We start from the raw sequence: 26,479 nt of genomic DNA, 5'->3' as shown, positions 1-26,479 counted from the left end.
ACCTCATGTTACGGAACAGCGACTAACCGTAATAGAGAATCAATAAAGTCATCACTACTGATTCCTTCAGCTTCTGCTTCAAAACTTAATAAAATACGATGGCGCAACACATCATGCGCAATCACATGAATATCATCAGGCGTGACGTAATCACGACCCGCTAGCCAGGCATGCGCTTTCGAGCAACGATCCAGAGCAATAGTGGCGCGAGGGCTTGCACCAAAACGCAACCAGCGGCCTAATTCTTCATCGTATATGCCAGGGTTACGGGTGGCAACCACTAGTTGCACCAGGTAATTCTCTAATGCGTCACTGGTGTGCACTTTAAGCACTTGTTTACGGGCTTCAAATAAGGTAGCTTGGGGTAACTTTGGAAATGCTGCCTTTGGCGTAGCCATTGCAGCACCGAGTGCTTCTCGGCGTGATAGTGCTAAAATATCTTGTTCCACTTTGGCATCTGGATAGCCAATCTTTACATACATTAAGAAACGGTCTAATTGCGCTTCAGGTAAGGGATAGGTTCCCTCTTGCTCAATCGGGTTTTGCGTTGCCATCACCAGAAATAACTCAGGTAGAGGGTAGGTTTTACCACCAATAGTTACTTGTCGCTCAGCCATCGCCTCCAGTAAGGCCGATTGTACTTTGGCAGGCGCACGGTTTATTTCATCAGCCAACAAGAGGTGATGAAATATGGGGCCTGGTTGAAATACAAAGGAGCCATTTTGCGGATGATAAACATCAGTTCCGGTCAAATCGCCCGGTAATAAATCAGGGGTAAACTGAATGCGATGAAAGTCGCCTTCAACCCCATCAGATAACTCTTTAACCGCACGGGTTTTTGCTAAACCAGGAGCACCCTCTACCAATAGATGGCCATCTGCAAGTAAGGCAATCAACAAACGGGAAATTAAGCCTTCTTGCCCCAAAATTTGCGCATTAAGATGCTGGCGTAGCTGCGCTATTTGTTGTTGTACCGAATTGATAATTGTATGGTCTTCTACTTGCTCCATGGCGATACCTATCGAGGTTTAAAAAACTTAATCCTAACGTGAAATTTAAGTGATGCCAAGAGGTTACAAGAAGTAGCTTGATGCAGTGTCCCATAATCAAGTTTTTTCCAGCCCTGAAAATCCCTTGCTTATGCGGCATGCATCAAGCTCACTTCGCTATTGGTAATCGGGATGCAATTCTAAAGGCATCATTAATTGTAATCGTTGATACAAAGAAATAATTTCTTCACAAAAGACATGCTGCTGTTGCTGATTTTCCCAGAGATTATATTCTGAGCCTTTGTGAAAGGCTTGTTGCCTAGATAGCGTTTTAAGTAGATCAATTTCTTGGCGAGAAAAGCCTAAATGGCTGTTTAATTCGACTAACTCCATTAGTTTTTTATATTCTTTAATAGGGCGTTGCTCATGCAGGCAATATGCTTTTAGGGTTAATTGAAAGGCATGATACATTAAGGAGGTAATTGGCGTAAGCACAAATAAGGCTCTATGGGAGCCTATGGCCTCATAGTCGAGTTGTTGTAACAGGTTATCTGCAGCATAAGCATGTTGAGTCGCAATATTGAGTAATTCCAAGGGGGATAAATAATGTTTGTCCATAGTTAATACATATTCCTGGTTAGTTCGATTTTTTGCTGAATAATGTTAAAATTATTGTCATTATAGCTTTGAATTAATTTGATGCACGCTTTTATTAATAGTCCTTTGCAAATAGGCTCACTTACTCTACCTCACCGTTTAATTCAGGGGCCATTGGCAGGGTATAGTTGTGCGCCATTTAGAACCTTATTTAATCGATATACTGCCCCAGCATACTGTGTAACGGAAATGAGTTCAGCAATGGATGTGGTGCATCGTCATACTACAAACTCACGTTATATTTATCGTGCGCCGCAAGAACAGCGCTTGGCCTATCAAATCTCAGGAACAGAACCAGCCATTTTGGCGCAAGCGGCTGAACGATTACAGGCTTATGGTGCGGATCTAATAGATATTAACTGTGGCTGCCCTAAGCCGAAGATTCGTAAAAAAGGGGCTGGCAGCGCATTATTAGAAACTCCTGAGCTTTTAGAACGTATCGTGAAGAGTGTACGCGCCGCCATTACGATCCCGCTGACGGTTAAAATTCGTATCCAAGATTCTCCGGATGATATAATTTTGGCGCAAAAAATTGAAGCAGCCGGAGCTGATGCGCTAATTGTGCATGGCCGACGTTGGGTAGATGATTATGATGTGGCCGTTAATTTTCAGCAAATTGCGCAAATTAAGCAGGCGTTAAAAATTCCGGTAATTGCTAATGGGGATATAGGGTCTATTGCTAGTTTACAGCAGGCTGTGGAATTTAGTGCCTGTGATGCATTTATGATTGCTCGTGCTGGCAGTGGACGGCCTTGGTTGTATCAGGAATTATTGGAGCAGCGCGCAATTAATGTGAGTGGTGCGGAAAAGGCTAATTTATTTATGACGCATTTACAGGATTTAGCGGCATTAGAAGATGAGTTTAAGGCTATTTTACAGAGTAAGTCTTTAGTGCGGTATTATTTTGGGAAAAATTTGGATACTGATTGGTTGACGCGCTTTTATCAATTGGATTCTTTGAAGAAGATTGAAGTGTTTATCGAGCATATCTGATAAGCCGTTCTTATGACTTGTAGGTTGGGCCTATGGCCCAACATTGAGTGCGGGTGTAGCTCGATGCTTTTGTTGAGCCATGGACCCAATCTGCAACCTATGTAAAACAATTAATGCAAACTTCGACCCCCATCAACGCGCACAATCTGTCCAGTAATAAACGGATTCTCCACTAACGCCAATACGGCCTGGGCAATAAATTCCGGAGCCCCATGTCGTTTTAATGGTGTTTCCGCAATAATTTGCTGCTGTATTTCCAGGCTTAAACTATTTTCGTTTTCTGGCCAGGCAATTGAACCCGGGGCTACGGCATTAACTCGGATTTCTGGGGCAAGTTCACGCGCCAGGCTTTTTGTCTGCATTTCCAAAGCTGCTTTTGTTTGGCAATAAACTGAGTAGCCGGAAAGCGGTTTTTCCGCATGAATATCGGTAATATTGATAATCACTCCAGAGTGTTTGGCTAATAGTGGCCGAGCAGCAAGACTTAACAAAAAAGGTGCTTTCACATTCGCATTAAAAAGGAGATCCCAATTCTGCTCTTCATTTTGATGACAATCAGTACGTATAAACGCAGAGGCATTATTCACCAGTACATGTAATTGTCCTGCCCAGCCATTAATTGCTGCTATAAGATCTGGAGCTGCCTGAGCTTCGGTTAATTCTTTTTGTAAAACCAGGGCACTATCTGGACGTTGCTCATTTAATTGGTCTGCAAGCTGTTGCGCTTCGGCCAAGGCAAAACGGCAGTGAATTGCTACGTTGTACCCCGCGCCATGTAGTTTTTTCACAATGGCGGCACCAATACGCCGGGCTCCTCCAGTGACTAAAGCTACTTTTGCTGCTTGTTTGTTTATTGGATTCAATGTATGTTCCCCACTCTAGAAAAATGTCAAAAATAATTGGCAGTATTTAACGAAATTATTATAAAGTTATGAGTATACAACAAACATTACAAGCACTGCTTCGTGACGGTCAGGCGCTTCCTTTTGTGGAATTCATGCAATTGGCCTTGTATGCGCCGGGAGAGGGTTATTACAGTTCTGGTTTACAAAAATTAGGTAAACATGGTGATTTTATCACTGCTCCAGAATTAACCCCGCTTTTTGGGCAAACCCTGGCGAACCAATGTCAGCAAGTTATACGGAGTTTAGCATCGCCTAAGATTCTTGAGTTTGGTGCTGGCAGTGGGGCGCTTTGCGTGGCTTTATTGGCCCATTTGGAAACACTTAATTGCTTGCCGGAACATTATTATATTTTGGAAGTGAGTGCCAATTTACGTTATCGACAGGCAGAGCGTATCGAAGAAAAAATTCCCCATTTGGCTGATAAAGTGATTTGGTTAGAACAATGGCCGGAAACCCCATTTAACGGGGTTGTTTTGGCTAATGAAGTTTTGGATGCCATGCCGGTGCATCGTTTTATGCTTAGCGACGAAGGCCTTTGCGAAAGTTATGTTATTCTAGATGAGCAGCAACAATTAAAAGAAGTATTTAAACCCTGCGCTAATACACAGCTACGCGATTATATCCAGCAACGATTAACCATAGAAACGTTGCCTTATCTTTCTGAGGTGAATCTGTTTATTGATGATTGGATCTTAAATATTTACCGCAGCTTGAATCAGGGGATTGTGTTATTAATTGATTATGGTTTTCCGCGTCATGAGTATTATCATGCGGACCGCCGTCAAGGAACATTAATGTGTCATTACCAACACCAAAGTCATCCTGATCCTTTGCTGCACCCAGGAGATCAGGATATTACGGCGCACGTAGACTTTACGCATGTAGCGGAGGCAGCACAACAGGCAGGGTTTCATGTTGCAGGTTATACGGACCAAGCTTCTTTTTTGCTGGCAAACGGGTTGCTGGGCTTAATTAATACATTGGATAATGAAGTAGAACAAGTCAAAGCAAAGCAAGCGATAAAACAGTTGACCTTACCTAGTGAGATGGGAGAGTTGTTTAAAGTAATTGCCTTAAATAAGGATATGGACATCGATTTAATTGGGTTCCAACTATTAGATAAACGAGTGAGTTTATGAAGATAAAAAAATACCTGACTACGGTCGAGTTACAGAAAGAATCAATGAAGTTTTCAGCAGGACATACTACTATTTTCTCTGCTACTGAGCGAGAACCTTTGCATGGTCATATGTATGGTGTATATCTTGCGCTAACAACCTGGGTTGAAGAAAATGGCATGACCTTTGACTATCGCTATTACAAAGAGCGCATTCATAAATTATGCCGCCATTTGAACCAAACTTTTTTGATGCCGCAATTTTCGCCTTTTTTAGAATACGCTGAAGATGAAGAGTATTATTATTTTACATTTAATCATAAGAAAATCCCTTTTTTAAAAGAAGATGTGACCTTATTACCCGTAACCAATATTACGGTAGAAGAATTATCCCGTTGGTTTGTGAATGAATTAATTAAAGAGACAGAGGAGTTAGACCGTCATCGCATTGATAAAGTGGTGGTGAAGGTATTTTCTGCTCCCGGGCAATCTGCAAGCCATGAATGGCATAGGCCGGCATGAAAACGGTTTATCAGGTTTGTATTCCTCATACCAGCCGAGATTTTTTTGATTATGAAGCCGAAGAAGGGCTTAGTCCCTGCATAGGCGGGCGGGTATGGGTACCTTTTCGCCAGCAGAAACGCTTGGGGATAGTGATAGGCAAACTTGAACTAACAGAAATAACTACGCCGTTAAAAAGCATTAGTGAGGTGATTGACAATGAACCGTTGCTCCAAGACGATTTATTGACTTTATGTACCTGGATAGGAACCTATTATCAATCCGCCTTATCGGAAGTATTGCCTTTAGCCTTACCTAAAAAATATCGTTTAGGCCAGACCTGTCACCTACCTCAAGGGGATTTTTACCAATTAGCGCTCGAAGTTGAAGCGGCAAAAAAAATAGTACCCGCACGTGCGCGTAAACAATTGGAGTTAGTAGATTTCCTTGCCATGCAAACGGAGCCGGTAAGCAAGCAGTTGCTGGTGCAGCAGGGGTTTACTTCAAGCCAACTACATAATTTATTGGCCGGAGGGGTATTGGTTTTATCCCAACAGGATATCTTGCCGGCTCGAAAGAATACGCCACCATCGCCGCCGCTGCCGCTAAATCCTGAGCAAGCTGTTGCCGTTGCTGCCGTGAGTGAGCAGCTACATCATTATCAATGTTTTTTATTGCAAGGGGTTACTGGCAGCGGTAAAACGGAGGTATATTTACAGATAATTGCGCAGGTTTTAGCACAAGGTAGGCAAGTGTTAGTGTTAGTCCCTGAAATTGGCTTAACCCCCCAATTACTCGCTCGATTTACCGCACGTTTTAATGAGCCCATTACGGTAATTCATTCGAATTTAAATGAGACGGAGCGGCAAGTTGCCTGGCAATTAGCTAAAGAAAATAAAGTGCAAATGGTTATTGGTACGCGCGCTGCCATTTTTACCCCCATGCCTAAATTAGGCTTAATCGTGATTGACGAAGAGCACGATGCCTCATTAAAACAAATGGAAGGTGTACGTTATTCCGCACGTGATACCGCACTTATGCGCGCGCATTTGGCGAATATCCCCATTATTTTAGGCTCTGCAACCCCAAGCTTAGAAAGTGTGTACAATGGCAATCAGAATAAATATCAGCGTTTACGTTTGACCCATAAAGCGCTGTCGGCAACCCCGCTGCATTATCAGTTGATTGATCTGCGAGCACAAACCTTACAACATGGTTTAGCCACGCCGACACTGCATGTGATTAGAGAACATCTACAACAGCAAAATCAGGTTTTAGTGTTTATTAATCGTCGGGGCTTTGCTCCGGTTTTATTATGCCATCAATGTGGGTGGATGGTGGATTGTCGCGCCTGTGATAGTCATTTAACCCTACATAAGCATGCAGGCCAAATGATTTGTCACCATTGTGGATTGACGCAACGCACCCCTGACCAATGCCGGAGTTGCCAAAGCCATGAGTTGATTCCGGTGGGGGCGGGAACACAACGGGTACATGAATTTTTAAGTGCCTATTTTCCAGAAACGCAGGTGGTGCGCATCGACCGTGATGCGGTGCGTAAAAAAAACGCTTTAGATGAGCATCTGGATATGATCCAGCGTGGTGACGCGCAGCTCATTGTCGGTACGCAAATGCTGGCCAAAGGGCATCATTTCCCGCGCCTTTCTTTAGTGGTTGTATTGGATGCAGATTCCGGATTATACAACCAAGATTTTCGTGCTCTAGAACAACTAGGCCAATTACTCACCCAGGTATCTGGACGTGCCGGGCGAGCCGAACACGCGGGGCAGGTACTCATCCAGACGCATTTACCGGATCATCCTTTACTGAATTTATTGATTCAGCAAGGCTATGATCCTTTTGCTGATGCCTTACTCAAAACCCGTCAGCAAGCACAACTTCCACCTTATCATTATCTGGCGGTAATTCGTGCCCAAGGGAAGGTCTCCAATAATGTATTAAAATTTTTGCATGCAGCGAAGGAGCAAATGCTCAATTATCCATTGACCATTATGGGTCCTGCACCGGCGCCTTTACCGCGTAAGGCCAATCAATACCGCATGCAATTATTGATTAAGTCATCAACACGAAAAGTATTAAAGAGTTCTTTGACACAATTGCGAGAGTGGTTAACAATAAATAAATTAACCAATGGCATCCGCTGGAATGTGGATGTTGATCCTATGGATTTATCATGACTGAAAATAAAATTACCGTACACGAAAAAACTTTTTCTATTGCATGGGGTGATATGGATGCTTTAGGGCATGTAAATAATGCACGTTATTTCGATTATTTTCAGGAGGCTCGTATTGAATGGCTGCGCGAGCTTAATATAAAGATGACGGAACAAATGGGGCCGGTAGTTGTACAGGTTGCATGTACCTATTTGAAGCCAGTGGTGTATCCGGCAACCGTGGTTTTGCGCTCTAGAATATATAATATGGGTAATTCCAGCATGATGATGGATCATGATTTATATCAAAATGAAGTATTAATGGCTCAAGGCAGTTGCAAGGTTGTATGGGTTGACTACACAAAAAATAAATCCGTGCCCTTGCCTGATAGTATTCGTACTTATTTTGCTGGTACGTCATCCTGAATATTATCCTGATACTAAGGATGACACCTGGGTTTACGAGTTGCCCCTTAGTTTGCGTAGCCTAAATAATCCATTTTTCCCACGTTCATCCCACAATGACGCAAAATATTGTGGGTAGTTGTGAGATGGAAAAATATATTAGGGAGCACCATTGACAGTAGGTAGGTACGGGCGCTGAGGGAAATGGTTTCCTGGTGAACTTTAATTTCTATAAGACGGTTAACATCCCCATTTAGCAGTTCAGGCTTAATATCCTGCAAAAAATTAGCAGTTTTCGTAAGACGCTCTTTTAATTCCCCGAAAGTTGCTTCCGTATCGGGAAAGCGTGGAGTCGGTATGTCTGCTAGTTTGGCAACCCCACCTTTACAATTATCGCTAAAACGTTGGATTTGCCCCGCTAAGGGGAACATGTCAGGCGCCAGACGGGCATTAATTAATACCGAAGGCTCAATTTTTTTTTCAACCGCATAAGCAGCAGCCTTATCCATATATTCAGAGAGGATACCCAAATTGCGTAGCATCACTGGGACGGTAAGATCATACATCGAAAACGACATGTTCAACTCCATTGCTAATCATATTCGTATCCATCTTATTAGAGCAATCCTTGCTTGTAAAGTTAACCTTGGCTAGGGCAATCTTTGCACTATTCCCCGCGTAGTAAAATAATTTAACCATGCGGTTTCAATATAGGCTCTAACATCGCGTTTTCTTCGATATGCTATAATTTAGAAAAAGCTAAAGGAGCCGAGCATGGAAAGGGCAGAATCAATAAAGCGCAACAAAATGGATGTGATGGATGCTATCTATAATCGTAGAGCAGTGCGTAATTATTTGCCTCAAAAAGTTGATGCAGAGATTATTAATCAACTCCTGGATGCAGCAGCCCATGCCCCTTCAGCCCTTCATGAGGAATCGCGAGCATTTGCAGTAATCCAAGATAAGTCCTTATTAGATCGTATTTCAGATAGTGCTAAGTTGCTAACCAGCTCCAGAGAGCATAAAGACTTACAAGAAGAACACATTTTGCATGTGGTGCAACAAAAGGAATTCAATATTTTTTACAATGCGCCTGCTTTAATCGTTATCTACAGTACCTTTAAGGGCGAGTTTGTGAGTGCAGATTGTTGGTTGGCTGCCGAAAATTTAATGCTTTCAGCGCTTACTTTTGGCCTTGCCTCCTGTGTTATAGGTTTTTCCGTTCCTGCATTAAATTTACCTGAATGGAAAAAGGAGTTAAACGTACCTGAAAATATGACGGCGGTCGCGCCCATTATTCTGGGCTGGCCTGCAACCCCCACTTTAGCAACTGCTCATAAACCACCATTAATTTTAAAGTGGGTCTAGTTGCAGGAAGCTTTAACCTATTAGCCTTCTCATGGTGCTCGGTGAGATGTTCTCAAAAGCCTAAGAGCTGAACTCATTGAGGTCAAGTGTGGCTATTTATAACCATATTGATTTTACAATTATTATTTGTGCCCATATTTTTTTCTTTGTGCTTTTAATTAGAAAACATATAAAGTACACTCCGCGTTTTTAATTAACGCTATTTATTGAATTTATGCTATCAAAAAGAGAAAAAAGAAAACAGGTAAACTTTGAACCTATAGTTAACACCAAGGAATTTATACATAATGTATACAGAAATGTAAAAAAGTACACTGCAGAGGATATAAATCGAGCAGAGGCTGCTGCGCAAATTAATAAGGCATTTACTACATATCTTGCTCAGTTAGATGAAGACTTTCCAACTATCGTATATGATGAGAATGATGCGAAAAAGGTGAAAGAACTTGATGCTCGTATTATTGCTTATTATGTCTTGATGAGTAATTTAGCCAAAAATATTGCTAACTTACCGGTTTCCTATCAAGGGCATGCATTGGAATTTCATGTTAGCGGCTGGCCCGTGGCTCCCGATAATAAGTCTTTTGCCCAATGGGGAGCTTTTACTAGAGACGCAGCTGCAGCATTTTGCAAAGCATTTCCAGAGGTCCATTTAACCGCCTGGGCGGTTCCCATGCCCAATGAGTTGGTGGAGGTGGATTCTCAGGATGAGCAAGAATCGACTCCAACAATCACCTTGCCCCCTAAAGAATTAGAGCTTGAGCAAGACTCTATAAATATAGATTCTGCTTCTACACATTTAGAAACTACTCCAGGTCTACAGCTTAACCAAGAAGAAATGGAGAATTATGATTTTGATACGTGGCAGGCGCCTAAAAAACTAACAAATTTACTGATCAGCATTAAGGCCATGCATGCTTATGGCTTAGGGTTAAAATCCGCATGTCCTGAAAAAGCAAAAGCGGCGATGCACTTGGCTATAGAATTGGCTAATGATTTAGAAAGTTATTTTACCTTTTCGTCTGAAGAAAATAAGGACGTTTTTGCCGCGCAGTTTCATAAAAAGCTACATTCTCAAGATGCATTAATGTCTACCCATCGCCATTATTCAAAAGTAATCTTGGCGAATATTATTATTGCGTTAACTGGCCTTGGGTTACTGGCGGTAGGTGCTTCTTTATTGTTTCGTGGGCATGGCTTTTTTAATACGCCTCAAGGCCAAAATAAGGTTAATGATATTAATCAAGAATTTTTCCATGCGCTTAAGGTAATTTAGTTCTTGGGAGCTACGTTATCTGTCTTATCTTAGAGGATTATTTTTATGAATATATTCGAAATTTTAAAAAAAATTTTTTGTTGTGGAAGCTCAACAATCCCTTCGGAAGCAGAGCCTATCCTGCCTGCGAAAAATTCTAGCCCTAGTATTCCTGCCTCAGATGCGTATCTCAACATAAGTGGTGCGCTAGGAACTTTGGGTATAAACACAACCGTCTCTGCTGAGCCGCAGGGAACAGAGAAAGAAGAAGATGATGACGCTTATTCTCTTGCCAGGACGCCAACTAAAAAATCGGTAGGAACTGGAAGCACTCATTCTTCTCCAGGCTTTTCTTTGGGGATAAATACGCCGATAGATTCTCGCGCACAACATCGTCGTACGCCTTCCTCTCCAGGTTTTTCATTAGGTATCAAAACGCCAGATCAATCGCCTGCGAGAAGCACTCATTCTTCTCCAGGCTTTTCTTTGAGCAGAGCTTGCAATGAAACCGACGATAATGAGGTAACGATTAAACTGCAATAGGCGCTTTAATTGCTGGATGAGATTGGTAATCAATAAACTCAAAATCTTCATAAGCATAATCAAACAAGGAACTTGCTTTGCGCTTGATACGCAACTGAGCCAAAGGGAATGGCTCCCTGCTTAATTGAGTACGTGCTTGCTCCAAATGGTTTAAATACAAATGGCAATCACCACCTGTCCAAATAAACTCGCCTACCTCCAGCCCACATTGTTCTGCCACCATGTGTGTAAGCAGCGCGTAGGAAGCAATATTAAAGGGTACGCCTAAAAAAACATCCGCGGAACGCTGGTATAATTGGCATGACAGGGTGTTGTTGGCTACATAAAATTGGAATAGGGCATGACAGGGCATTAATGCCATGTGTTCAAGTTCCCCTACGTTCCAAGCACTGACAATTAGACGGCGGGAATCAGGATTCTTTTTGATCTGCTCCAGTACTTCGCTGAGTTGGTCGATATGACGACCATCTGCTGTGGGCCAGCTACGCCATTGCTTGCCATAGACTGGACCTAAATCACCATTACTATCTGCCCATTCATCCCAAATAGAGACGCCATTTTCTTTCAGGTAGGCAATATTGGTATCTCCTTTTAAAAACCAGAGCAACTCATGCACAATGCTACGCGTATGTAGTTTTTTGGTGGTGACTAAAGGAAAACCTTGGCGTAAATCAAAACGCATTTGATAGCCAAAGACGGATAAAGTTCCAGTACCCGTACGGTCTGTTTTTTCAGTTCCGTGTTGTAAAATATGCTCTAATAATTGCAAGTAAGTTTTCATCGTTCAGTTCGCCACCATAACCAAAGACCCAATAATATCATAGGCACGGATAAAATTTGACCCATAGTCAACCATCCAAATGCAAGATAACCTAATTGTGGGTCCGGTTGACGGAAAAATTCCGCAATAATCCGACATACGGCATAGCCAATAAGAAATACCGCAGATACGCGTCCCACAGGGCGAGGCTTGCTGGCATAGCACCAGACTAAGATAAATAAACCAATGCCCTCTAAACCAAATTCATAAATTTCTGAGGGGTGGCGGGGTTGCTCATCAACATGGCTATAGACCATACCCCAAGGAACATCAGTCACTCGTCCCCAAAGTTCGCCATTAATAAAGTTACCAATACGCCCAGCACCTAGACCGATAGGAACTAAGGGCGCAATAAAATCACCTACCTCCCAAAAGGGACGTTTGTATTTGCGTGCAAACAGCCATAAAGCCGCAATGACACCTAATAACCCCCCATGGAATGACATGCCTCCTTCCCAAATTTTAAATAAGGATAAAGGGCTCTGGATTAATACGGGGAAATCGTAAAAAAGCATGTAGCCGACACGACCACCAATGATGACTCCCAGGGCGGCATAAAAAATCAAATCACTAATTTGGTCGGAATTCCAATCCAATTTATAATGCTTCATGCGCCAATGAGCCAGAAGCCAGGCACTAACAAAACCAATGAGGTACATTAAACCGTACCAATGTACTTGGATGGGGCCTAGTGAAAACGCAACAGGATTAATGTAGGGATAATGGAGCATAAGCAATAAGTTCCTTTAAAGAAGCATTTTTAATGAGGTTAAAATAAGCAAGACGATAAAGCCATACTTTAATTGGTGAACCGGTAATTTGTAGTGCAACTTAGTTCCTATGGGCGCGAATATACTGCTTGTTGCTCCTACCAAGAGAACGGCAGGCCAGTACACATAGCCTAGGGTATGGGGGATTGTCCCTGTTTCCTGAAAACCGCTAATAATAAAAATTAAGGTACCAATCAGGGCTATAGTAAATGCACAGGAATTGGATATGCCGGCAATTTTGCGTGGGGGAATGCCACAGTACGCCATGAAAGGAACAATCAAAATTCCTCCGCCTACCCCAAGCAGTCCTGAAATTAGGCCGATAAAAAAGCAGGTGGTAATGATTATCCATTGCTTAGGAAATGATGCGGAATGCTCGTTCTGTTTATCGAATAGCATTTTAAAGGCAACAAAAAGCAAAAACACAGCAAAAAATGTCTTTAGCCATGCATTGGGTATTTTTGCTGCAAGGAGAGAGCCTGAGATAGTCCCGGCAATTAGGCCAGGCCATAATTTCCACAATACGGGCCAGAGAATATTGCCTACTTTATGATGTGAGTGGACTGCTGAAAGCGAGGTTATAATCATTATCGCTAAAGAGGTACCCACGGTAACATGCATGATTATATTCTGAGGAATCACCGCCATTTGTTGAAAAACAAAGACGAGGCTTGGAATAACCACTAAACCACCACCAATTCCAAATAGGCCTGCAATAATTCCAGTAAAAGCACCTATTACTAAGTAAATGATGGCGTGTAGCATGGTAATTGCCACTATATGGACTTCCCAGCTCTGATTAAGCCGCCTAAGCCTTCCGCCTCCAATGCTTTTTCTAAATGCAGACGAATTTCTGCAGGATGTTCTAATTCCAATACTTCAGCAAGAATTTTACGCGCATTAGCAATGGCAAAATTACGAATCACCCATTTTACACGGGGTAAGCTGGCTGAGTTCATACTTAAGGTGTCAAAGCCCATCGCGATTAATAAGATTACGGCGAGCGGATCACTAGCCATTTCACCACAAATACTTACTTCAACTCCTGCTGCATGTCCTCCTTCGACTACTTTAAGTAATACGCGTAACATGGCAGGGTGCATGGCATCATAGAGGCTAGCCACGCGCGCATTATTTCTATCTACAGCTAAAAAGTATTGGGTTAAATCGTTACTGCCAACGGAAATAAAATCAACCCGCTTGGCGATCTCACGCGCCAAATAGGCGGCAGCAGGCACCTCTATCATTACCCCTAATTTGGGTTTGGCAATATTACATCCTTCTTCCAACAATTCCGCATACGCTTGGTCAATCAGATAAGTTGCTTCTTCTACTTCGCTAAGTGTCGTGACCATCGGCAGCATAATGCGTAAGTTATTTAATTCTTCGCTAGCACGCATCATTGCTCGGACTTGCATGAGGAATACATCGGGATGATCAAGGGTAACGCGTATACCGCGCCAGCCGAGGTAGGGGTTATCTTCTTCGACCGGGAAGTAGGGTAAGACTTTATCGCCACCAATGTCTAAGGTACGCATAGTTACCGGGCGTGGAGCAAAGGCTTTTAGAGTTTGACGATAAATAATAGTTTGTTCATCTTCAGAAGGGAATTGATCCCTACTCATAAATGGTACTTCAGAACGGTATAAACCAACACCCTCAGCCCCTACACTCATGGATAAACCGGCATCCATGGCAAGGCCTGTATTTACCTGTAAAGAAATCTTATAACTGTCCGTGGTTTCTGCTGGTTTATCTCGAAGACTAACCAGACTTTGGTTTAGCGCCTGTTCTTCTTGTTCTAAGAGTTTAAATTCGGTAAGTACGGCTTTCGAGGGCGAGACATGTACTTGCCCATAATAGCCATCCACAATAATTGCGCGGCGGTTCACATACTCTAGTTTTAAACCACGAACACCCATTACCGTAGGTACGCCTAATGCACGGGCCAAAATAGCGACATGGGAGTTATTGGAGCCTTTGGCGGAAACAACACCTGCTAAACATCCTTCGGGTACTTCAGCAAGGGCTGCTGCAGTGACTTCATCGCCAATTAAAATAGTGCGGTTTGGATAAACTAACTCTTCATGTTGTGACCATTGCAAGGCAGCCAATACGCGTCGGCCCAGATCACGAAAATCACTGGCACGCTCTCGTAGATAAGAGTCTTCCATGCTTTCAAATTGAGCCACGTGTTTTTTGATTACAGTGGCTAAAGCAGCCTGCGCACTGATTTTTTCTTCACGAATGACATGGACAACTTCCGCGCCTAAACTGTCTTTGTCTAAAATACGTAAATACACATCAAATAAAGCATGCTCCTCTTCGGCAACCACCGCCTTCATACGTCGCCCTAAGCGCAGCATGTCTTCGCGAGTTGCTTCTAATGCTTCATAAAAGGTGCTGATTTCCTCATCTAAGGTTTCTACTGGATGTCGCGGAACAGCATCAATATCTGCAGGGGGATATACCACAACCGCCGTACCAATAGCGATACCAGGCACCGAACCGATCCCTGCTAAGGCTGTGGGGCTGGGTTCAATTTTTTCTACACCACCCAGGGGCTTAGGTTGAGTTAATTCGGCTAATTCACCAGTAGCTTCCGCATGGGCAATAATGCCGCCAAGCTGTGCTGCGAGCGTAATTAAAAAGGACTCTTCCGTATCATCAAAACAGCGTTGTTCGGTTTGCTGGATAATTAATACACCGTAGAGCTTCCGATGCTGAATGATAGGTACCCCAAGGAAGGCTTTAAAGCGTTCCTCGCCTAATAATGTATGATGATAAAAATCCGGATGAGAAGGGGCATCTTCCAAGTTAATCGGTTCTTCGCGTCGTCCTACTTGCCCAATCAAACCACTGTCAAGGGCAACGCGCACTCGAAACTCGGCTTGTTTGTTTAAGCCTTCCGTTGCAATAAGGACGTATTCAGCATGTTTGGTATCTATAAGGTAAACGGAGACGGCCTCGGCATTAATGGCTTTATTAATTTGTTGCACCAAAATGCCAAGGGCCTCAGAGAGCTGCTGGGCTGCGGTGACTTCTTGAACTATTCGTTTTAGTACCTTAAGCATCTACTCCAATGATTACCTCTTTTTCCGTTTCATACCGTAGGGAGTACGACGATTTTTTTTTAATAAAGGTTCTAACTCTTTTAAGGCTTGAGAATAAACTTGGCGCTTAAAAAAGATAACCTGCCCTTCTGGCTCATGAAAATCGATCCAACGCCAGCTATCAAATTCTGGTGAATCACTCAAGTCCAGTTTAACTTTTTGCTCACTAGCAACAAGTTTTAGTAAAAACCATTTTTGTTTTTGGCCAATTACTAAAGGCTCACTGCCATGACGCAGATATTGTTTGGGAAGTCTGTACTTAAGCCAACGCTTAGTAGAGCCAATTATTTCAACATCTTCTTTATCTAATCCTACCTCTTCATGCAACTCTCGGAACATGGCTTGTATTGATGTTTCCCCAGCAGCGAGTCCACCTTGTGGAAATTGCCAGGCATCATGTCCACTTCTTCTTCCCCAAAATACTCTGTTTTGGTCGTTGACTAGGATAATACCTACATTCAACCGATAACCGGCACGATCAATCACCATGATGTCACTGTTTAGACTAAATCGCTAATACCTTGATTTTTCCATAAACTGCAAGAACTTGGCAATTAAATCTGTAATTATTATTAAAAAAAATATAGTAGCGGTTAAAATATGAAAACAATTCCGCATAATTAATGCGCCGCTGAGTTCTGCAGGTTAATAAACAAAGAGAGCACTTTGCTTTAACCTTGCCCATGATAGATATATAATTAGGATAAATACTAAAATTTAAAGTCTGATGAATAAACATATTTTAATTATCAATACCGGTGGCACGATTAGCTGTATCAAAACTGAAAATGGATATGAACCTGCACTGGGATATGTTGCTTCTGCTTTAAAGCAAATTCCACTATTCAAGCATCAGGACTTACCTCAGTACACGATCAAGGAATATCATCCTTTACTGGATTCATCGAATATGACCGTAAGCGATTGGAATCGCATTGCTAAAGATATTGCCGATCATTATGATGCCTTTGATGGTTTTATTGTATTTCACGGCACGGATACAATGGCATATACGGCTTCGGCTTTATCGTTTATGCTGGAAAATTTAGCTAAGCCGGTAATTATTACCGGCTCCCAGATTCCCTTATCTGAAGTACGCAATGATGCCATTGATAACATAGTTACCTCGCTATGGCTTTGTGCGCATCAACCGATTAATGAAGTATGTATTTATTTTAATCAGCATTTATTACGTGGCAATCGCACGCAAAAAATTAGCGCCCAAGGATTTAATGCATTTGGCTCGCCCAATTACCCGCATCTAGCATCAATTGGAATTGACATCAAAGTTCATCAGGAACTTTTATTGCCACCCGGCGCGAATCCATTTCGCTTGCAAATGATTGAGCCCCAATTTATTGCTAATTTTCGCCTATTCCCAGGTTTTGCCTCTGATGTTTTGGCTTATATTTTAAATCAACCTTTATGTGGTTTGATTTTAGAAACTTATGGCGCGGGAAATGCGCAAAATAATGATCCCCGTTTTTTAAGTTTACTTAAAGATGCCTGTGAGCGTGGCGTCATTATTATTAATTGCACTCAATGCCAAGAGGGGCGAGTTGAGATGAATCAATACGCAACGGGGCATACCTTAATGCAGGCAGGGCTTATTAGCGGCCACGATATGACTCCTGAGGCTGCACATTGTAAGTTGCTTTATTTATTAAGTAAAAAACTGGATATTGCACAGGTGAAAATCATGATGGAAATGAACCTGTGTGGTGAATTGCTTCCTTAATTGAGCTCTCAAATCCTTAGTCATTGCTAATAAAATGAGCAATCAGGGTTCTGTGCTTCGAATTTCTATGCTATTTCGTCACTGCGCTCTTCGCAGCAATGACGAAATAAAATTAAGATTTAGAGTTCGCTACTCAACTGAAAATCATATTGCCGGCATTGCTAATGACAGCAGTTTTTTAATAGAATACATACAGCGTGAACGCGTACACCCAGTTCGCACATTTCTGGTACCTCACCGTTATATTCTCGTAATAGAAGGCATTGATTTTTCTATTATAGAGTTGCAACCACTTTGGATTTGTTTTCTGCGCACAAATCTTTTATATCATCACTCGCATTTTCCATCGCGACTCTTAAACGTCCTCTGCTTGGTTTTATCGGTGAAGCTTTAACATTAAGGCCAAGCCCTGAGAACGATACGATGGGAAGTGAGGCAACCGGCTTTGACTCTTCACAAATTTCTGCGTTTTCTCGCATAATAGCTTTTATCGCGTCGGTAACAAAAGTTAGGCAAAGATCGTCATACTCCTCATGCTCGGTATCTGAGCCATTGATTTTTTTCTTACAATCGATAAGGTTTCTGATTAAACAATCCTCTTTTTGAGCTCTGATCTCAATGGGGGAGGAGGAAACTTTGCTCGCAAGCGCGTCAAGTGCCTTAGTAAAAATATCCTCTTCCACTGGACACATAATATTTTCACCTAAATAATAAGCGGCATAAAAGCAAAGAATATTAAATGGCTCATCATTATCTGCTACGTCAACAAGTTTGAAGGTTTTACTGGAAATTAAATTATAAAAGCGATCTAACGTAGAGCTTATACCAGTTAATGTTTCATTGAGATGACCACGAGGCCATTTTTTGAGTTTGCGCTGCTCTTCTACAATAAGGTCGGTGTCCGTAATCAGTTTTTTTAACGCCGCAAGGCTTTGACTATCAGTCTCTAGACCGTTGAAGGCATCTATTTCTTTTTGTAATGATCGAGTTAGCTCTCGTTGTTTGTCCGAAAGCTCTTTATCTCTAAACCAACTAAAAACAGTTTTTTTATCTTCGGCGATGGAGTCTTCAATCGACTTAAGTAAAACTCTATTAATTAGATCTTTAGCTGCTTTAACAAATATCGTCATTGCTCTACTCCTTTAAATGCAATTTGTTTATCATAAACAAAACTTAATCTACTGATAACGTAAATACTGCTTCATTGCATACCTGTTATTGTTTTTTAACCTAGGATAACAAATCTCATGAATCTACACGTTGTAATATTAGCTGCAGGCCAAGGTAAAAGAATGTATTCCAATACCCCTAAGGTGCTTCACCAAGTAGCCGGAAAGCCCATGTTAGTAAGGGTAGTAGAAACTGCACAGCAATTAAACCCTGATGCAATCCATGTTATCTATGGTCATGGAGGTGAACAAATTAAGAACTCACTCCCTGACTTACCGGTGCATTGGGTCCATCAAGCCGAACAATTAGGTACAGGGCATGCATTAATGCAAGCACTGCCTCATATTCCACCACAAGCACAAGTTCTTGTTTTATCTGCTGATGTACCTCTCATTCAAGCCGACATCCTTCGATCGTTAGTTGAATGTAGCAAACCAGCGGATATTCATCAATCCGTTTTGGCACTTTTAGTTGCCTACCTTGAAAACCCCTTTGGTTTAGGACGTATTATTCGAGATGTTCAAGGCAAAGTTTATGCCATTGTAGAAGAAAAAGATGCAAATGAGCAAGAAAAGAATATCAAAGAAATTTATACAGGCATTTGTTGTGCAAAAGCAGAGGACTTAGCGCATTGGCTGCCTCGATTGGGCAATAAAAATGCACAGGGGGAATATTACCTAACCGATATTATCGCCTTAGCAGTAACAGATCAGGCAATGATTGCTACGTTGAAGACGAAGGATGTATCGGAAATTAATGGCGTGAATAATCGCTTACAATTACAGCAATTAGAACGCATCTGGCAACGCCGTGAGGCGGAGCGATTGATGTTGCAAGGAGTCGCCATTGCTGATGCTCAGCGCTTTGATCTGCGTGGGGAGCTGATTTGTGGTAAAGATGTTTTCATTGATGTGAATTGTGTTTTCAATGGAAAGGTAGTTTTGGGTGACGGTTGTATAGTGGGACCTAACTGCGTATTGACTGATGTTACGCTTGGGGCCGGTAGTGAAATTTACGCGAACAGTGTATTGGAAGGCTCTTCTATTGGTGATGATTGCGCAATAGGACCTTTCGCGCGTTTACGCACTGGGACGCAATTGGCAGCAAAGTGTAAGATTGGTAACTTTGTGGAAACCAAGAAGGCGCAATTTGATGAAGGCAGTAAGGCCAGTCATTTAAGTTATTTAGGCGATGTGCAACTAGGGAAACACGTTAATGTCGGTGCAGGCACGATTACCTGTAATTACGACGGGGTGAATAAACATAAGACGGTTATCGAAGATGGTGCGTTTATTGGTTCGGATACACAATTAGTGGCTCCAGTAACCGTTGGTGCTAATGCAACTGTAGGGGCAGGCAGTACCATTCGTAAAAATGTTCCACCTGGTGAATTGACCTTGACGGAATCCAAGCAAAAAACAATTTATGGCTGGAAGCGTCCCATCAAAAAAGATTAATTGCAAGCTGGATACAGCGATACTAAAGCCCGTATTATGCCGCGCTAATACGGGCGATGTTTTTAGTAACGCTTTTTTCAATTTGATGGCAAAACCTAAGGATCAACGGCAGCAACAATACCGTGATAAACAACTTATATTGCCAAACATTAACCACTAAATTAATAATTTGATCATAAGAATAAATTCCACCAAACAATAAACTGTAATCAATCAAACACAATAATGAATTCGCGCAGACATTTGCAATCAAGATCCGTAAAGGACGTTGTATTCCATGAAGCTTCAAATAATGCAGTAATAAGGCATTACTCATAAAAGTGGCTGATAAGGTTAGGAAAGTTGCCGGCAATCTCCGCATCATAATATATTGATAGAACGAATCTGAGTTACAAAAGCAAGGCGAAGGAAGAATAACAATTACTGATAATAAAATATCAAAAATCACCTGGGTTGCGATAATGATAAGACTCAATTTTAAATTGGCTTTATAGCCCCATAATTCGCCAATTAAGGTACTAATTGCTAAGGTAACTGGAAAGAACAAGGCGCTGGCGGCTAAAATCCAATGGCGGTTAAATAAAGTAACAATACGATACTCACAAGCCAGACAAATCAACATAATCACGAGAGCGATACTACTTAAATAATAACAGAGAGGAAATAACTCATTATCACGTTGTAGTGCAAAGGGAATCTGTAAGTTTTTTAAATAAATAATGAGATAAATGATGCCTATAAGCAGCAGCAAGGATGAGGCGATCATTAATGAATCAATCATCGTTTGATTAAAATTATGCAAGTGTTCATCTACAAACAAGAGGAAAAAATTTAAAGTAAAAAAGCTTAAGCCGCCGAATAAGGCTAAAAGCATACAGTATTTAGGCGATGAGAAAATCTTTGGTGCTTTAGTGCCAAATAAGAGATGGGGCACATAAAAACTGAGGACGAATGAAATGGTTACGGCGAAGAATTTTTTAGGAAGATCATTAAACACAATTTGATAGACCGGATTTTCACGCATGTGTCCTACGCTGGGCAAATTGATTAATACATAAACGCCCAGACAAAAGGCATATAAGGACATGAGCGATATATTCAGTACGTGCCGTTGTTCTTTCAGCGTACATTTCCGCAGGGCGATAAGATAAAACCCCGCAATTATTGGACAGATAATGCCATGAATTGAAAAGACCAATCCCCTAAGAACAATTAGTTTGAATGAAACATTAATGAGCAAGGTCAAAAAGGTAACCATACCTATAGTTACACAAAGAAATCCTGGTGCTTTTGGGGTGGACAATATTCGATTCATATTCCGATTATATTGAAAATTTGTATTTTAATGGACTAATTCGCGCGCAAATATAGCACTAGAGTACTTTAAATAGCAAGGTGTAAGAATTTATAGGGTTGCTCAGACCTTAAGTGTTTTCCTTTTCAGGGAGGGCTTTAAAAAAGGTTTTATCCTGAAAAAGAGGTCATTCTGAGCTGATGCATTCTCTAATACTTTTTTGAGCACTTATTTGAATTTATTATCAAATACACTGATTCATATTGGATTAAATTGTTATTCCCACGAAGGCAGGAAATTTATTCATCAATGGGGCCTAATGGCTAAATAATGATGGATTCCCTGCCTTCGTAGATATGTTAAAAATAATAGTTTTGGTCGTTACCCAATGTCTCTGCGGTAGTAGAATCAGGCTTTGTATCTCTTCTTGGATTAGGTCTTCGATGAAATGCATTGATGTTTAATTCCCGTTGCTTTGGTTCCGTGTTAATTTTTAAGTCTACTTTGGCTTGGGTAGTTAGAGCCCGTAGCGGTTGCTTTTCTTTTTTCTCATCGAGCATCGTAGGAGAGGTTTCTTGAGACTCATATAATGAAGACAATTGTGAGTCGCTAGCGGTAGCTAAAGGTAGAGCTGCACGTAAATCATGGCGTTGTAACCATTGCTGCAATGCTTGCACAAATTTCCAAAAATCTTCATCAGAACATAAATTAATAAGAAAAGTAGTGATCTTTGGGGAGATACCGTAGCGCTGATGCAGCAATTCGGGTACGGCATTTCTTATGGCTGTAGCAACTAATGGGATATGTGAGCGGGTGAGATTGGCCACAGGAATTCCGGCAGCTTTTACTATTTCGATAATATCGAGGCCCAGCTCCTGCATGTCTGGCCAGAAAATACGAAATACCGGATCGTTAATGGCCGCTTTGGAACTGTAATAAATGCTGGGAGTAATTTTTTTGCCTATCATTTTTAAAGGGCCAGGTTTAGGTCTGTCTAATCGTTCCAAATCACTATTTAAAATATGAGTGAGACGTTTTAAAATATCGGGCACCGAAATTAAGGGTTTTTTATTAGGTTCGGGTTGAAAGAGTCTGGCAATTTCTGCTTTGGAGCCAGAAATAACGATGTCAGCCAAAAAGCCACTGGCTTTTCCATAGGCGACGACAGGGTCTAATAAATGATATTTTCCTGGCGCAACATAGTTCATTTTCATATGGGTTGCATTATTAATGAGAAATAGCATTAACATATGACGCATAGTTCTATGGACTGGATAAGATGGTATGCCAACAGTCGATTGCAGTGCTTTATCCATAAGCATTTCCATAATCACGTAGACTGCACCGGAAGACCATAATTTGTAGCGTTCTACGGAAGTGCGGTGGCGTTCGCAGTCATCTATATTTGCGCCACGAATAATAAAATCACCAGCAAACCCTATTTTTAATAGTAAAGCGAATATTTCTCCGGCATAAGGCAAATAGCTTACCCCTCCAGTTAATAAGTCATTTAAAATTAATATAAAAAACTCACGAAGAGACCCTTTCACTTTGCGTTTAAAAGTACATTTTTCTATTTCACAGCGCGAGGGCTCTTTCGATTTGGGTTTTGTCGTATTAAATGCGGCAGCGCCCATGGTATCAATGGCTAAGGTTTGAGCAAGAAGATGGGATGAGCGTTGGGTAGTCCATCCCCAAACAGCCCAATCAATGACTGTAGCGGCAGGAATTACCATCGCATTATATAAAAGGGTAGCTTCTTCTTCATTTTCTCGCCCTGTTCTAACCGCTGTTTGGAGGGTCGTATTTGCCATATTGATGAGGATTAATGGTACAATATGATAAACGGTGATATTCGTTGCTGCCTGAACTATTTTATATGACTGCGCTGAGCGAAGAGCGGGAACAGATGTTTTTAACGCTTGCACTTGCTCTAGTGTCGAAAACACCATATTTACTGCAAAGGTAGTGATTTTGGCAGCAGGGGTATAGGTCCAATCCCAAATCCATTTTGCTGTATCAGTAACAGCCTCTTTGGCGATCTGTGCGCCATCTACAATTGTATTCCACCATCCCATAATATTTCTCCCTGAAACATCGAGATTTTATTCTAGGGGCAAAAATTGCGGAATGCTATACCCTAAAACAATCATTTTTACATAGTGTAGAAATTTCATGAACGAAACGACAAAATAGAGGCGCTAAGGTTTAATTTTAGGCATTGGCGGAAGATTTTTATCGGTAAATTCGCAAAGATCTTGAATAAGACAGGTTGCACATTTAGGAGCGCGCGCGGTGCATACATAACGGCCATGCAAAATTAGCCAGTGGTGGGCATCCTGTAAAAATTCAGCAGGTATGTTTTTGAGTAGTCCTTGTTCAACAGCCAAAGGTGTTTTACCTTTAGCTATTCCAGTACGGTTGGCCACACGAAATATATGTGTATCTACAGCCATAGTCGGCTCACCAAAAGCAGTATTTAATACCACATTTGCTGTTTTACGCCCAACACCCGGTAAGGCTTCGAGCGCTTCGCGTTGCCTGGGTACTTCCCCATGATGATGTTGAATTAACAAGGCACAGGTTTTGATGATATTTTGTGCTTTACTATTATAAAGCCCAATCGATTTTATGTAGTCTTTTAATTGCTCCAAACCTAAATCTAAAATACCTTGCGGGGTATTGGCTACCGGAAATAATTTTGCGGTAGCTTTATTTACACCAACGTCTGTTGCTTGCGCTGAAAGAATAACGGCAATTAATAACTCAAATGGCGAGTGATAAACCAACTCAGTTGTTGGATGAGGATTTTGCTCACGAAACCGTGTAAAAATTTCTCGAATCTTTTGCTTATTCATGCGTCTTCTTGGCCTTAACGCGCGCCAGGGCTTGTTGAATATAATCTTGTTTGGCTTTGATATCCTGCGATTGATTGGCAGAGTTTTTTGTTAACAGCCGTTTTTCGCGATAAGCTTGTTGTTTGTGATGCTCATCACGTAATAAACGAGTTTGCTTGTTATTAAAGCGCTGACGGGCCAGCTCTTTATCATAAGCTGGCGCATCGAGCGTCACCATCTCAATACAATCAACAGGACAGGGCGCCACGCATAAACCACAGCCGGTGCATTCATGACTAATAACGGCATGCATTAATTTGCCACTGCCAATAATGGCATCAACAGGGCAGGCCTTAATGCATTTCGTACAGCCAATACAATCTGCTTCACGTACAACGGCTATCGATGGTGCGCGAGTGTTGGCGCTTGCCTCTTCAAGATAGGGGCTTGCATCAAGGTTAAGTAATGCCGCGAGTGCTTTAACGGTTTTAACGCCACCTGGAGGGCATTTATTAATCGTGGTGCTGCCTTGAGCCAAGGCCTCAGCATAAGGCAAGCATCCAGAATAATTGCACTCGCCACATTGAGTTTGGGGCAAAAGAGCATCGATTTCTTTAACTGTGGGCATTAGTCACCTGTTTTGATTGCTCGAGCATGGCGTCTATTTTTTCTTTTTCAACACGAGTTATTAAGGGCTGGAAGAGATTAAGCTGATGGTTTAACAAGGGAGTATCAATTGCTGCCCAGGTTAAAGGCTCACAATTTAAAAACTGTTCTGCCGCTTGAGCCATCATCGGTAATACCGGTTTTAAGTAAGTCATTAGGATGCGGAATAAATTAATACCCATGGTGCAAATATCTTGTACTTCTGCCAGGCGGCCTTCTTCTTTAGCCAGCACCCAAGGCTTATGCGTATCAATGTATTGGTTTACTTTATCGGCACAATCCATAATGAGACGAATAGCACGGGCATAATCACGAGTGACAAAGGCATCAACCACTGCAGGACGCATTTCCAATAATTCTGCATATAATTGCGGCTCACTTAAGGTACTACTTAAGCGATTTTCAAAACGTTTATTAATAAAGCCCGCGCAGCGACTGGCAATATTCACTACTTTTCCCACGAGATCAGCATTAATGCGGTTGGTGAAATCTTCAAAATTTAAATCCAAATCATCAACACGACCATTGAGTTTGGCTGCAAAGTAATAACGTAAATACTCTGGATGCAGATGATCCAAATAGGTGCGTGCTTCAAGGAAGGTTCCTCGAGACTTAGACATTTTTTGCCCATCAACGGTTAAAAAGCCATGGGTATATACCGCTGTAGGCAGCCGATGATCACTCGCGGCAAGCATCGCAGGCCAGAATAAGGCATGGAAATAAACGATATCCTTTCCTACAAAATGATAAAGTTCGGTTTTAGAGTCTTTATCCCAGAATTCGGCAAAGGAAACGCCCTGCTCATCGCAGTATTTTTTGAAACTAGCCATATAGCCTATAGGTGCATCCAGCCAGACGTAAAAATATTTATCAGTAGTTCCTGGAATTGGGAAGCCAAAGTAGGGTGCATCTCGAGAAATGTCCCATTGTTTTAAACCTGCGGCAAACCATTCATCAAGCTTATTGGCTACTTCAGTTTGCAGATGACCATTTCGGGTCCATTCTTTTAATAAGTTTTCAAAACGAGGTAAATCAAAAAAATAATGTTCGGAGTCTTTTTCTATAGGCTTAGCACCAGATATTGCTGATACCGCATCAATAAGATCGGTTGGCGAATAGGTGGAGCCACATACTTCGCAGTTATCACCATATTGATCTTTCGCACCACACTTAGGACAGGTTCCTTTCACATAGCGGTCAGGCAGGAACATTTGTTTTAATGGATCAAAGGCCTGGCGGATGGTTTTTTTAACAATGCTGCCACTTGCTTGTAGCTTTTCATAAATAGCAGAAGCTAAGGCCTGATTCTCAGGGGAATGAGTGGTATGGTAGCAGTCGTAACCAATGGCAAAACGCTTAAAATCATGCTCATGACTTAATTTAATTTCTGCGGTTAAGGCCTCAGGGGTAATACCCATTTGCTCTGCTTTTAACATAATGGGGGTGCCATGTGCATCATCGCCGCAGACACTAATGCATTGAATACCTAGCATTTTATGAGTACGAACCCAGATATCGGTTTGAATATGTTCTACCAAATGCCCTAAATGTAAATGTCCATTCGCGTAGGGAAGGGCACTAGTGACTAACATTTTACGTTCTGTATGGTTTATTGACATGTTCAATGACTCCTCATCACCCATAGTATGTCCTAGGTATAAAAGCGTCCGATTATAACGCAAATGGGGATTAAATGCTGCAATAG

At 41.8% G+C, this 26,479-nt stretch carries 25 protein-coding genes; 10 read left to right on the top strand and 15 right to left on the bottom strand.

All coding sequences use genetic code 11. From position 1 onward, the window contains the following. Positions 1-8 precede the first annotated feature (8 nt). Together BN3124_RS07040 and BN3124_RS07035 are read right to left on the bottom strand one after the other, a co-directional pair. On the bottom strand, positions 9-1,010 hold the full coding sequence (locus BN3124_RS07040) for an AAA family ATPase (RefSeq protein ID WP_058534092.1): 1,002 nt from the start codon (positions 1,008-1,010) through the stop codon (positions 9-11). A 156-nt stretch (positions 1,011-1,166) separates the two neighbouring features. Further along, positions 1,167-1,607, bottom strand: a complete 441-nt coding sequence (locus BN3124_RS07035) for a hypothetical protein (RefSeq protein ID WP_058534091.1) — start codon at positions 1,605-1,607, stop codon at positions 1,167-1,169. An 81-nt stretch (positions 1,608-1,688) separates the two neighbouring features. Here BN3124_RS07035 and BN3124_RS07030 point away from each other — a divergent pair, with 81 nt between their 5' ends. After that, entirely contained in the window at positions 1,689-2,639 is a 951-nt protein-coding gene (locus BN3124_RS07030; RefSeq protein ID WP_058534090.1) for a tRNA dihydrouridine synthase, read from the top strand. Between the two features lie 110 nt (positions 2,640-2,749). Here BN3124_RS07030 and BN3124_RS07025 read toward each other — a convergent pair whose 3' ends face one another. Further along, positions 2,750-3,502: a pteridine reductase gene (locus BN3124_RS07025; protein ID WP_058534089.1), complete on the bottom strand. Its 753-nt coding sequence runs from the start codon at positions 3,500-3,502 to the stop codon at positions 2,750-2,752. 68 nt (positions 3,503-3,570) lie between these two features. Between BN3124_RS07025 and BN3124_RS07020 the strand changes: the two genes are divergently transcribed. Genes BN3124_RS07020 through BN3124_RS07005 form a run of 4 tightly spaced genes read left to right on the top strand, consistent with a single transcriptional unit; the run spans position 3,571 to position 7,764 of the window. Beyond that, complete coding sequence (locus BN3124_RS07020) at positions 3,571-4,683, top strand: class I SAM-dependent methyltransferase (protein ID WP_058534088.1); 1,113 nt, start codon at positions 3,571-3,573, stop codon at positions 4,681-4,683. Further along, positions 4,680-5,183, top strand: a complete 504-nt coding sequence (locus tag BN3124_RS07015) for a 6-pyruvoyl trahydropterin synthase family protein (protein WP_058534087.1) — start codon at positions 4,680-4,682, stop codon at positions 5,181-5,183. The genes BN3124_RS07020 and BN3124_RS07015 overlap by 4 nt, the downstream gene beginning before the upstream one ends. Then, positions 5,180-7,360 (top strand): primosomal protein N', encoded by a 2,181-nt coding sequence (locus tag BN3124_RS07010; RefSeq protein ID WP_058534086.1) that lies wholly within the window; start codon positions 5,180-5,182, stop codon positions 7,358-7,360. Before BN3124_RS07015 ends, BN3124_RS07010 begins: the two co-directional genes overlap by 4 nt. Beyond that, positions 7,357-7,764 carry an acyl-CoA thioesterase gene (locus tag BN3124_RS07005; protein WP_058534085.1) on the top strand — a complete coding sequence of 136 codons (408 nt, stop codon included), beginning with the start codon at positions 7,357-7,359 and terminating at the stop codon, positions 7,762-7,764. The genes BN3124_RS07010 and BN3124_RS07005 overlap by 4 nt, the downstream gene beginning before the upstream one ends. Before the next feature lie 47 nt (positions 7,765-7,811). Here BN3124_RS07005 and BN3124_RS07000 read toward each other — a convergent pair whose 3' ends face one another. Next, positions 7,812-8,321: a DUF1993 domain-containing protein gene (locus tag BN3124_RS07000; protein ID WP_058534084.1), complete on the bottom strand. Its 510-nt coding sequence runs from the start codon at positions 8,319-8,321 to the stop codon at positions 7,812-7,814. A 196-nt stretch (positions 8,322-8,517) separates the two neighbouring features. On the opposite strand from BN3124_RS07000, the gene BN3124_RS06995 reads away from it, so the two are divergent. The 3 genes from BN3124_RS06995 (at position 8,518) to BN3124_RS06985 (ending at position 10,909) form a co-directional block, all read left to right on the top strand. Then, complete coding sequence (locus BN3124_RS06995) at positions 8,518-9,111, top strand: nitroreductase family protein (protein WP_058534083.1); 594 nt, start codon at positions 8,518-8,520, stop codon at positions 9,109-9,111. 214 nt (positions 9,112-9,325) lie between these two features. Continuing rightward, a complete protein-coding gene (locus tag BN3124_RS06990; RefSeq protein WP_058534082.1) occupies positions 9,326-10,387 on the top strand; it encodes a hypothetical protein in 1,062 nt (353 codons plus the stop codon). 45 nt (positions 10,388-10,432) lie between these two features. Then, complete coding sequence (locus BN3124_RS06985) at positions 10,433-10,909, top strand: hypothetical protein (protein ID WP_058534081.1); 477 nt, start codon at positions 10,433-10,435, stop codon at positions 10,907-10,909. Here the strand turns inward: BN3124_RS06985 and thyA are convergent. From thyA to BN3124_RS06960, 5 genes are read right to left on the bottom strand one after another with little or no spacing between them, the layout of a single operon-like run. After that, positions 10,896-11,690 (bottom strand): thymidylate synthase, encoded by a 795-nt coding sequence (thyA, locus tag BN3124_RS06980; RefSeq protein WP_058534080.1) that lies wholly within the window; start codon positions 11,688-11,690, stop codon positions 10,896-10,898. The two genes, BN3124_RS06985 and thyA, sit on opposite strands and share 14 nt — an antisense overlap. Next, the gene (gene lgt / locus BN3124_RS06975) at positions 11,687-12,460 is read right to left on the bottom strand and encodes a prolipoprotein diacylglyceryl transferase (RefSeq protein ID WP_058534079.1); all 774 of its coding nucleotides are present in this window, start codon (positions 12,458-12,460) and stop codon (positions 11,687-11,689) included. The genes thyA and lgt overlap by 4 nt, the downstream gene beginning before the upstream one ends. A gap of 15 nt (positions 12,461-12,475) precedes the next feature. After that, positions 12,476-13,276, bottom strand: a complete 801-nt coding sequence (locus tag BN3124_RS06970) for a sulfite exporter TauE/SafE family protein (RefSeq protein ID WP_230849115.1) — start codon at positions 13,274-13,276, stop codon at positions 12,476-12,478. After that, positions 13,276-15,573 carry a phosphoenolpyruvate--protein phosphotransferase gene (gene ptsP, locus BN3124_RS06965; protein ID WP_058534078.1) on the bottom strand — a complete coding sequence of 766 codons (2,298 nt, stop codon included), beginning with the start codon at positions 15,571-15,573 and terminating at the stop codon, positions 13,276-13,278. The genes BN3124_RS06970 and ptsP overlap by 1 nt, the downstream gene beginning before the upstream one ends. 12 nt (positions 15,574-15,585) lie before the next feature. Next, positions 15,586-16,101, bottom strand: a complete 516-nt coding sequence (locus BN3124_RS06960; RefSeq protein WP_058534077.1) for an RNA pyrophosphohydrolase — start codon at positions 16,099-16,101, stop codon at positions 15,586-15,588. Between the two features lie 238 nt (positions 16,102-16,339). Here BN3124_RS06960 and ansA point away from each other — a divergent pair, with 238 nt between their 5' ends. Then, on the top strand, positions 16,340-17,350 hold the full coding sequence (ansA, locus tag BN3124_RS06955) for an asparaginase (RefSeq protein ID WP_058534076.1): 1,011 nt from the start codon (positions 16,340-16,342) through the stop codon (positions 17,348-17,350). 275 nt (positions 17,351-17,625) lie between these two features. On the opposite strand, the gene BN3124_RS06950 is transcribed toward ansA, so the two are convergent. Next, the gene (locus tag BN3124_RS06950) at positions 17,626-18,480 is read right to left on the bottom strand and encodes a hypothetical protein (protein ID WP_058534075.1); all 855 of its coding nucleotides are present in this window, start codon (positions 18,478-18,480) and stop codon (positions 17,626-17,628) included. Between the two features lie 117 nt (positions 18,481-18,597). Here BN3124_RS06950 and glmU point away from each other — a divergent pair, with 117 nt between their 5' ends. Next, on the top strand, positions 18,598-19,977 hold the full coding sequence (gene glmU, locus BN3124_RS06945) for a bifunctional UDP-N-acetylglucosamine diphosphorylase/glucosamine-1-phosphate N-acetyltransferase GlmU (RefSeq protein ID WP_058534074.1): 1,380 nt from the start codon (positions 18,598-18,600) through the stop codon (positions 19,975-19,977). A 34-nt stretch (positions 19,978-20,011) separates the two neighbouring features. Here the strand turns inward: glmU and BN3124_RS06940 are convergent, their stop codons facing one another. The 5 genes from BN3124_RS06940 to metG all read right to left on the bottom strand — a co-directional run bounded on the left by BN3124_RS06940 (position 20,012) and on the right by metG (position 26,366). Further along, positions 20,012-21,292 carry a VUT family protein gene (locus tag BN3124_RS06940; protein WP_058534073.1) on the bottom strand — a complete coding sequence of 427 codons (1,281 nt, stop codon included), beginning with the start codon at positions 21,290-21,292 and terminating at the stop codon, positions 20,012-20,014. A gap of 338 nt (positions 21,293-21,630) precedes the next feature. Further along, entirely contained in the window at positions 21,631-23,349 is a 1,719-nt protein-coding gene (locus BN3124_RS06935) for a hypothetical protein (protein ID WP_058534072.1), read from the bottom strand. Positions 23,350-23,472: 123 nt separating this feature from the next. Further along, positions 23,473-24,129, bottom strand: a complete 657-nt coding sequence (nth, locus tag BN3124_RS06930) for an endonuclease III (protein WP_058534071.1) — start codon at positions 24,127-24,129, stop codon at positions 23,473-23,475. Next, positions 24,122-24,736 carry an RnfABCDGE type electron transport complex subunit B gene (locus tag BN3124_RS06925; protein ID WP_058534070.1) on the bottom strand — a complete coding sequence of 205 codons (615 nt, stop codon included), beginning with the start codon at positions 24,734-24,736 and terminating at the stop codon, positions 24,122-24,124. The genes nth and BN3124_RS06925 overlap by 8 nt, the downstream gene beginning before the upstream one ends. Continuing rightward, positions 24,723-26,366 (bottom strand): methionine--tRNA ligase, encoded by a 1,644-nt coding sequence (gene metG, locus BN3124_RS06920; RefSeq protein ID WP_058534484.1) that lies wholly within the window; start codon positions 26,364-26,366, stop codon positions 24,723-24,725. The genes BN3124_RS06925 and metG overlap by 14 nt, the downstream gene beginning before the upstream one ends. Positions 26,367-26,479 lie beyond the last annotated feature (113 nt).

This window comes from Legionella saoudiensis, assembly GCF_001465875.1.
Taxonomy (GTDB): domain Bacteria; phylum Pseudomonadota; class Gammaproteobacteria; order Legionellales; family Legionellaceae; genus Legionella; species Legionella saoudiensis.
Note: the sequence above shows the minus strand (reverse complement) of the source record. Positions and strands in the feature narration are given on the sequence as shown.